The organism is Amnibacterium sp., from assembly GCF_025463795.1.
In the GTDB taxonomy this organism is placed as follows: domain Bacteria; phylum Actinomycetota; class Actinomycetes; order Actinomycetales; family Microbacteriaceae; genus Amnibacterium.
Window position 1 is genome coordinate 1 of record NZ_JAODBE010000049.1, and the last position, 7059, is coordinate 7059.

A 7059-nucleotide genomic window follows, 5' to 3' on the forward strand; every position below is an offset into this window, starting at 1 on the left:
CGGTGGACGCCGCCGATCCGCCGTTGGTGCCGGAGCCCACGGTGACCTGGGTGGCGGTGATCGTCGTTCCGCTGACCGTGCCGAGCACGAGCACGTTCGTGCCCGCGGTCACCGCGCTCGCCGACGCCGCGCTCGACCCGGACAGGTAGGTCGTCGAGGACGCCTCATCGACGGTGACCTTCTGCCCCGCCGAGGTCGTCAGGGCGAAGCCCGACGACGCCACACTGTCCACCGTGCCGGAGGAGCCGCCGGGTTCCGGCCCGGACCGCGCATTCGATCCACCCGCCGCAGGCCTCCCACCCGCCGCCGACGAGGACGAGGACGACGGCGACGCCGCCACGCCGCTCGACGACGCCGACGACGATGCGCCCGCCGCGGACACGGCACACCCCGCCATCACACCGATCACGGCCAACCCCACCGTGCCGGCCACCAGCACTCGCCTGCTCTTCCGCATCGCCAACTCCTCCGGATCTCGAACAACAGGAGGAAGCGTGCAGCTGGAGGCTCTCAGACCGCTTTCGGCGTGCTTTCAGGACACGATGGGGATCCCGAGCGTGACGCCAGTGGCGACCGGCAGGCAGCACGGAGTCCGCGACGCGCCCCTCACGACCGCGGCCCCTTCACCCGAGGGGTCGAGCTTCCCGGCGCGGTCCGTGCTCGCGACCGCCGCTCAGGAACGACCGTCGCTCAGAACTCCGGCCCGCTGCGCGGGCGGCAGCCACCCGATGGCGGGCGCCACGTGCTCCGCGATCGACGCGAGCAGGTGGGCGTTGTAGTCGACGCCGAGCTGGTTCGGCACGGTGAGCAGCACGGTGTCCGCTGCCTGGACGGCCGCGTCGCGCGCCAGCTCCTCGGCGATGCGGTCGGGCTCGCCGACATAGCTGCGCCCGAAGCGCGCGTTGCCGCCGTCGAGCCAGCCGACCTGGTCCTCCGACCCCTCCTCGCCGCCGAAGTACATCCGATCGACGTCGGTCGTGATCGGGATCACCGACCGGCTCACCGACACGCGCGGGGTCCAGTCGTGGCCGGCCTCCGCCCAGGCCTCCCGGTAGACGGCGATCTGCTCCGCCTGCAGCTCGTCGAAGGGCACCCCCGTGTCCTCGGTGAGCAGCGTCGACGACTGCATGTTCAGGCCCTGGTCGGCGACCCAGCGGGCGGTGGCGCGGGTGCCGCTCCCCCACCAGATCCGCCTGGCGAGCCCCGGCGACTGCGGCTGCACGGCGAGCGGCTGCGAGACGCCCGTCATCCGCGGGTCGGAGTCGACGACGCCGGCGCCGTCGATCGCGGCGAGGAAGAGGCGCAGCTTCTCGCGGGCCAGGTCCGCGTCGGTTCTGCCGTCCGGCGGCAGGTAGCCGAACGCGTGTGCCCCGTCGAGGGCGGTCTCGGGTGAGCCGCGGCTCACGCCGAGCTGCAGCCGGCCACCGCTGATGAGGTCGGCGATCGCCGCCTCCTCCGCCATGTACAGGGGGTTCTCGTACCGCATGTCGATCACGCCGGTGCCGAGCTCGATGCGGCTCGTGCGCGCCGCCATCGCGGCGAGCAGCGGGAAGGGGCTCGACAGCTGCGGGGCGAAGTGGTGCACTCGCACGGACGCGTTGTCGATGCCGATCTCTTCGGCCGCCACGGCGAGCTCGATCGTCTGCAGGAGGGTGTCGGCGGCGCTTCGCGTCTGCGACCCGCGCGCCTGCGACCAGTGACCGAAGGACAGGAACCCGATCCGCTTCATGGCGCGTGCAACCGTCGCCGCGGCTCGCCTGTTCCGCCTACAGGGACGAGGCGGAGAAGGTGTCGCAGGCGTTCGGGTCGCCGCTGCGGTAGCCGGTGAGGAACCAGCGCCGGCGCTGCGCGGAGGTGCCGTGCGTGAACGAGTTCGGGTCGACGGTGCCGCCGCCGAGATTCCGCTCGATGTAGTCGTCGCCGATGCGGCCGGCCGTGTCGAGGGCGCGCGCGATGTCGTCCTGGGTGATGCCGGAGACGAGCGGATGCCCGGAGGCGTCGGGCGTGGTCTCCGCCGAGTGCGCCCAGGTGCCGGCGTAGCAGTCGGCCTGCAGCTCCAGCCGCACGCTGCCGCTCTTCGCGCCGGTCACGCCCGCCTGCACCTTCGACTCGGTGCCGAGCAGGTCCTGCACGTGGTGGCCGTACTCGTGGGCGAGCACGTACGCGTCCACGAAGGTGCCGCCCTGCGCGCCGAAGCGCGTCCTCAGGTCGTCGTAGAAGCTGAGGTCGATGTAGACGAGCCTGTCGGCGGGGCAGTAGAAGGGGCCCATGCCGGAGGAGGCGGCGCCGCAGCCGGTGTCCGTCGATCCGGAGAAGAAGACGGTGTCGGCCTTCTCGTACCGGCTGCCGAGCACGCCGCCCCAGTAGTCCTGGATCGACTGGATGTCGGCGACGACGGCGCACTCGCGCTTCGCGTTCGCGTCGGCGCCGGTGCGGCAGGACGAGGCGAGCTCCTCGCCGCTCGCGGTCTGACCGGAGCCGAGCCCGTCGAGCACGGAGCCCGCGGCCGCCTGGCCGCCGCTCCCCGAGCCGCCGCCGAGCACCTGGATGAGCAGGTAGACGATCACGCCGACGACACCGACCCCGCCACCACCGATCGCGAGGCCCGTGCCGCCGCCGAACCCGCGTCGGTCCTGGACGCTGCTCGTGTCGAGCTGATCGGAGTCGTCGAACTGCACAGCGATCCTTCCGGGCGGGACGCGCACAGGGTCTCACGGCGTCCCCGTGCGCGGATGCGGATCGGGCGAGAGGATGGTGCGAACCGCCTTCGTCAGGAGCCCCATGGCCGAGCTCGTCTACACCGCGATCACCTCGCTCGACGGCTTCGTCGACGACGCCGACGGCGAGTTCGACTGGGCGGCGCCCGACGAGGAGGTGCACGCCTTCGTCAACGACCTCGAGCGCGGAACCGGCACCTACCTCTACGGTCGTCGGATCTACGAGACCATGCGGTTCTGGGAGACGGACTCCCCCGGGCTGGACGACTCGCCCGTGGCGCGCGACTACGCGTCGGTCTGGCGGGCTGCGGACAAGGTCGTCTTCTCGAGCACGCTGCCGGAGGTGACGACCGCGCGGACCCGCCTCGTGCGCCGGTTCGAGCCCGACGAGGTGCGCCGTTGGAAGCGCGCCGCGAACGCCCCGCTCAGCGTGGGGGGTCCCGGCCTCGCCGCGGCGGCGCTCGCTGCCGGCCTCGTCGACGAGTTGCGCTGGATCGCCGTGCCGGTGCTCGTCGGCGGCGGCACCCGATGGCTGCCGGCAGGCGTCGCCGCACGGCTCGAGCTCGTCGACGACCGCCGGTTCGCCGGCGGCGCCGCCTACCGCGCCTATCGCATCCGCGCCTAGGGCTACTGCTGCCGGCCGACGATGTACCCGGCGTCCATGGCGCCCTGACCGGCGACGTCGTCGGTGTCGGTGACCTCGCCGTCGTCGTCCCGGCGGTCCGCGTCGCTGCGCTCCTCGCCGTCGGCCGTGCCGCCGGACTCGCCCTCCAGCCCGCCGACCACGCCGTTGGTCTGGTCGAACGGCTCCGCGACGACCGCGTCGTCGGCTCCCGTGCTGCTCTGCTCCGTGCTCATGCGGCGGACCGTACGCCGCCTCCCGGGGGGCGGGCTGACCGCTCTCCGGGTCCCTGCCGCTAGCGTTCCCGCATGGCCCGCCCGAAGGACGCCGTCACCCCGCGGATCGACGAGGTCGCCCTGACCGGGCTCGCCGAGGGCCTGCTCGCCGACCTCGAGCCGGGCGCGGACCTCGACGGCCTCGCGTTCGACGGGCTCGACCTCGACGGCCTCGACCTCACGCGCCTCGTCCTCGACGGCTGCGCGCTGACCGGCTGCACGGCCGACGGCGTGCGCCTCGATCTGGCCCGGCTGCTCGAGTGCGTCGTCAGCCGGCTGACGGCGCCATCCCTGCGAGCCGCGGGCGCCACCTTCCGCGACGTGCGGATCAGCGACACCCGTGTCGGCGCGGCCGAGCTCTACGACGGCGAGTGGCAGCGGGTCGCGATCGAGGGCAGCCGCATCGACTACCTGAACCTCTCCGGCGGCGACCTCGAGGACGTCAGGCTCACCGACTGCACCGTGGGCGACCTGGACCTGCGGGGTGCCGGCGTCGCGCGGATGTCCGTCAACGGCTGCCGGATCGGCACGCTGTCCGTCGCGGAGGCGCGGCTCGCCGCGCTCGACCTGCGCGGCTGCGTCCTCGAGCGGATCGACGGCGGCCGCCACCTGGCGGGCGCGATCCTCGCCGAGGAGCAGCTGCCGCGCTTCGCGCCGCTGCTCGCCGAGGCGCTCGGCGTCGTCGTCGCCTGACGGCCGGGCGCCCCGCCTCGGTCCCGCCGGCTGCGCGGCCGCCGGGACACGGCTCAGGCGATTCGAAGGAATACCGACGACCCGCCGTACAGTTGCTTACCAAGAAGCAACGAATCGGCCGAGGGCGTCCGATCCCCCCAGTCCCGTCTCGTTCGGAGCACCATGACCACCTCCCAGGACGCCCGCACCCGCTCGGGCATGTTCGACAAGGACCACCCGCACTACAAGTGGGTGGCCCTCAGCAACACCACCCTCGGCATGTTGATGGCGACCATCAACTCGTCGATCGTGCTGATCTCGCTGCCCGCCATCTTCAAGGGCATCAAGCTGAATCCGCTCGATGCCGGCAACACGAGCTACCTGCTCTGGATGCTGATGGGCTTCATGCTCGTCACCGCGGTGCTCGTCGTGGGTTTCGGCCGCCTCGGTGACATGTACGGCCGGGTGAAGATCTACAACTACGGATTCGTGATCTTCACGCTCGCGGCGATCGCCCTGTCGCTCGATCCGTTCCAGTCCGGCGCCGGTGCCATGTGGCTGATCCTCTGGCGGGTCGTGCAGGGCGTCGGCGGCGCGATGCTGTTCGCGAACTCGACCGCGATCCTCACCGACGCCTTCCCGACCCACCGTCGCGGCATGGCGCTCGGCATCAACCAGATCGCCGCGATCGCCGGCTCCTTCATCGGCCTGATCCTCGGCGGCGTGCTCGCCGTCATCGACTGGCGCGCGGTGTTCATCGTCAGCGTTCCCGTCGGCATCATCGGCACGATCTGGTCGTTCAAGTCCCTGCACGAGGTCGGCACCCGCAACCCGGGCAGCCTCGACATCCCGGGCAACCTCGCCTTCCTGCTCGGCCTGACCTCGCTGCTCACCGGCATCACCTACGGCATCCAGCCCTACGGCGACTCGTCCACCGGCTGGCTGAACCCGTGGGTGCTCGGCTCGATCATCGGCGGCCTCGTGATGCTCGGCGTCTTCGTGGTCATCGAGCTGAAGGCCAAGAGCCCGATGTTCGAGCTGCGGCTGTTCAAGATCCGCAGCTTCGCCTCCGCGATCTTCGCGGGCCTGCTCGGCTCCATCGGCCGCGGCGGGCTGCAGTTCATGCTGATCATCTGGCTGCAGGGCATCTGGCTGCCGCTGCACGGCTACTCCTATGAGCAGACGCCGCTCTGGGCGGGCATCTACCTCCTTCCGCTGACCATCGGCTTCCTCATCTCGGGCCCGGTCGCCGGCACCCTCTCGGACCGGTGGGGTGCGCGGGCGCTCGCCACGATCGGCCTGCTGCTCACGGCGGCGACCTTCGTCGCGCTGCTGCTGATCCCGGTGAACTTCAGCTACGGGGTCTTCGCGATCATCACGTTCCTGAACGGCATCGGATCCGGCATGTTCGGCGCCCCGAACCGCGCCACGATCATGAACAGCGTCCCGGCGAACCAGCGCGGTGCGGCCTCCGGCATGGCGGGCACCGTGCTGAACGCGGGCTCGTCCCTCTCGATCGGCATCTTCTTCTCGCTGATGATCGCGGGCCTGTCCAACACGTTGCCGACCGCGCTCACGCAGGGACTCACGAGCCACTCGGTGCCTGCTGCGGCGGCCGACAAGATCGCCAACGTTCCGCCGGTGGGCAGCCTCTTCGCGGCCTTCCTCGGCTACAACCCGATCGCGACGCTGCTCGGCCCCACCGGGATCCTCGCGCAGCTGCCGAAGGCGGACTCCGCGGCACTCACCGGCAAGGAGTTCTTCCCGAACCTCATCTCCGGCCCCTTCCACAGCGGTCTCGTGATCGTCTTCCTCGCCGCCGCCATCATGTCGGTCATCGCGGCGATCGCCTCGTTCGTCGGCGGCAAGAAGTTCGTCTACGCGGACGACGTCGAGGCGTCGGCCGCGGCGGCACAGCCCGCCGCCGAGGACCACGCGCATCACGTCGCGGTCGCCCACGCCCGGCACACCGAGTCGCCGGCCCCGACCGAGCAGCGGCAGCCGACGCGATGACGGCCGCGGACCGGCGGGACCTCGCGGGGCGGCTCGCGTTCGTGGTGGGCACCATCAACCGCCGCCTGCGGCCGCCCGCCGACGGCCTCAGCCACGTGGCTGTCTCCGCGCTGTCCTCGATCTCCCGGGCGGGCGCCGTCCGCCCGGGGGATCTCGCACGCATCGAGGGCATCGCGGCTCCGGGGATGACACGGCTCGTCGCGGACCTCGAGCAGCGCGGCCTCGTCGTGCGCACCGCGGACGCGCACGACCGCCGCTCCACCCTCCTGTCGCTCACGGCGACCGGCGAGCGGGCGCTGCAGGACGCACGCACCTCCCGCTCGGCGTGGGTCGCGGGGCTCCTCGACGAGGTGGCCGCGGACGACCTCGACGCGGTGGAGCGGGCCGTGACGGCGCTCGAGGCGGCCCTCCTCGCCGCGACGCCCGGCGCGCCGGACCGGTCGGCGCAGCCCGTCTAGGGTGCGGCCTCGATCCGCACCGCGAGCGAGTCGACGCGGGCGGTGACGACGTCGTCCGCGGTCCACGCGGCCCGGATCCGATCGACCAGCGCGGCGAGACCGTCCCGGTCGAGCACCGGCCGCACGACCAGCGTCACCCGCACCTCCGCGCCTTCGAGGATGCAGCCGGGGTCGTCCGTACCGATCACCACGTCCGCGACCGCCGGCTCCGCGCGTGCCGGTGCCGCCAGCGCCGCCCGCACCGCCGCGTCCTGCCAGGGCGGTGACCAGTGCAGGCCCCGCGCGAGCGCCTCGAGCGCGCC

General features: G+C 72.3%; 8 protein-coding genes and 1 pseudogene. 4 read left to right on the forward strand and 5 right to left on the reverse strand.

All coding sequences use genetic code 11. The annotated features are described in order from the left end of the window. The 3 genes from JWQ92_RS04275 to JWQ92_RS04285 form a co-directional block, all read right to left on the reverse strand. Positions 1-223 (reverse strand): hypothetical protein (locus tag JWQ92_RS04275; protein ID WP_297343222.1); only part of this gene is annotated, 223 nt, incomplete at its 3' end. 450 nt (positions 224-673) lie between these two features. Further along, complete coding sequence (locus JWQ92_RS04280; protein ID WP_297343223.1) at positions 674-1729, reverse strand: LLM class flavin-dependent oxidoreductase; 1056 nt, start codon at positions 1727-1729, stop codon at positions 674-676. Between the two features lie 37 nt (positions 1730-1766). Then, positions 1767-2678: a neutral zinc metallopeptidase gene (locus JWQ92_RS04285; protein WP_297343224.1), complete on the reverse strand. Its 912-nt coding sequence runs from the start codon at positions 2676-2678 to the stop codon at positions 1767-1769. A gap of 103 nt (positions 2679-2781) precedes the next feature. Between JWQ92_RS04285 and JWQ92_RS04290 the strand changes: the two genes are divergently transcribed. Next, positions 2782-3342, forward strand: a complete 561-nt coding sequence (locus JWQ92_RS04290) for a dihydrofolate reductase family protein (RefSeq protein WP_297343225.1) — start codon at positions 2782-2784, stop codon at positions 3340-3342. A 2-nt stretch (positions 3343-3344) separates the two neighbouring features. Here JWQ92_RS04290 and JWQ92_RS04295 read toward each other — a convergent pair whose 3' ends face one another. Next, positions 3345-3575: a hypothetical protein gene (locus tag JWQ92_RS04295; RefSeq protein ID WP_297343226.1), complete on the reverse strand. Its 231-nt coding sequence runs from the start codon at positions 3573-3575 to the stop codon at positions 3345-3347. Between the two features lie 72 nt (positions 3576-3647). On the opposite strand from JWQ92_RS04295, the gene JWQ92_RS04300 reads away from it, so the two are divergent. From JWQ92_RS04300 to JWQ92_RS04310, 3 genes are all read left to right on the forward strand, one after another. After that, on the forward strand, positions 3648-4307 hold the full coding sequence (locus JWQ92_RS04300; RefSeq protein ID WP_297343227.1) for a pentapeptide repeat-containing protein: 660 nt from the start codon (positions 3648-3650) through the stop codon (positions 4305-4307). Positions 4308-4469: 162 nt separating this feature from the next. Next, positions 4470-6299, forward strand: a complete 1830-nt coding sequence (locus tag JWQ92_RS04305; protein ID WP_297343228.1) for an MFS transporter — start codon at positions 4470-4472, stop codon at positions 6297-6299. Further along, positions 6296-6757 carry a MarR family transcriptional regulator gene (locus JWQ92_RS04310; protein ID WP_297343229.1) on the forward strand — a complete coding sequence of 154 codons (462 nt, stop codon included), beginning with the start codon at positions 6296-6298 and terminating at the stop codon, positions 6755-6757. Before JWQ92_RS04305 ends, JWQ92_RS04310 begins: the two co-directional genes overlap by 4 nt. Here the strand turns inward: JWQ92_RS04310 and JWQ92_RS04315 are convergent. Then, a pseudogene (locus JWQ92_RS04315) lies at positions 6754-7059 on the reverse strand (SseB family protein); the annotation flags it as partial. The gene JWQ92_RS04310 and the pseudogene JWQ92_RS04315 sit on opposite strands and share 4 nt — an antisense overlap.

What these genes read in the sequence shown, in the direction of transcription:
- JWQ92_RS04310 (WP_297343229.1), top strand. Translation starts at nt 6,296, where the DNA reads ATGACGGCCGCGGACCGGCGGGACCTCGCGGGGCGGCTCGCGTTCGTG.
- JWQ92_RS04300 (WP_297343227.1), top strand. Translation starts at nt 3,648, where the DNA reads ATGGCCCGCCCGAAGGACGCCGTCACCCCGCGGATCGACGAGGTCGCC.
- JWQ92_RS04290 (WP_297343225.1), top strand. Translation starts at nt 2,782, where the DNA reads ATGGCCGAGCTCGTCTACACCGCGATCACCTCGCTCGACGGCTTCGTC.
- JWQ92_RS04295 (WP_297343226.1), bottom strand. Translation starts at nt 3,575, where the DNA reads ATGAGCACGGAGCAGAGCAGCACGGGAGCCGACGACGCGGTCGTCGCG.
- JWQ92_RS04280 (WP_297343223.1), bottom strand. Translation starts at nt 1,729, where the DNA reads ATGAAGCGGATCGGGTTCCTGTCCTTCGGTCACTGGTCGCAGGCGCGC.
- JWQ92_RS04305 (WP_297343228.1), top strand. Translation starts at nt 4,470, where the DNA reads ATGACCACCTCCCAGGACGCCCGCACCCGCTCGGGCATGTTCGACAAG.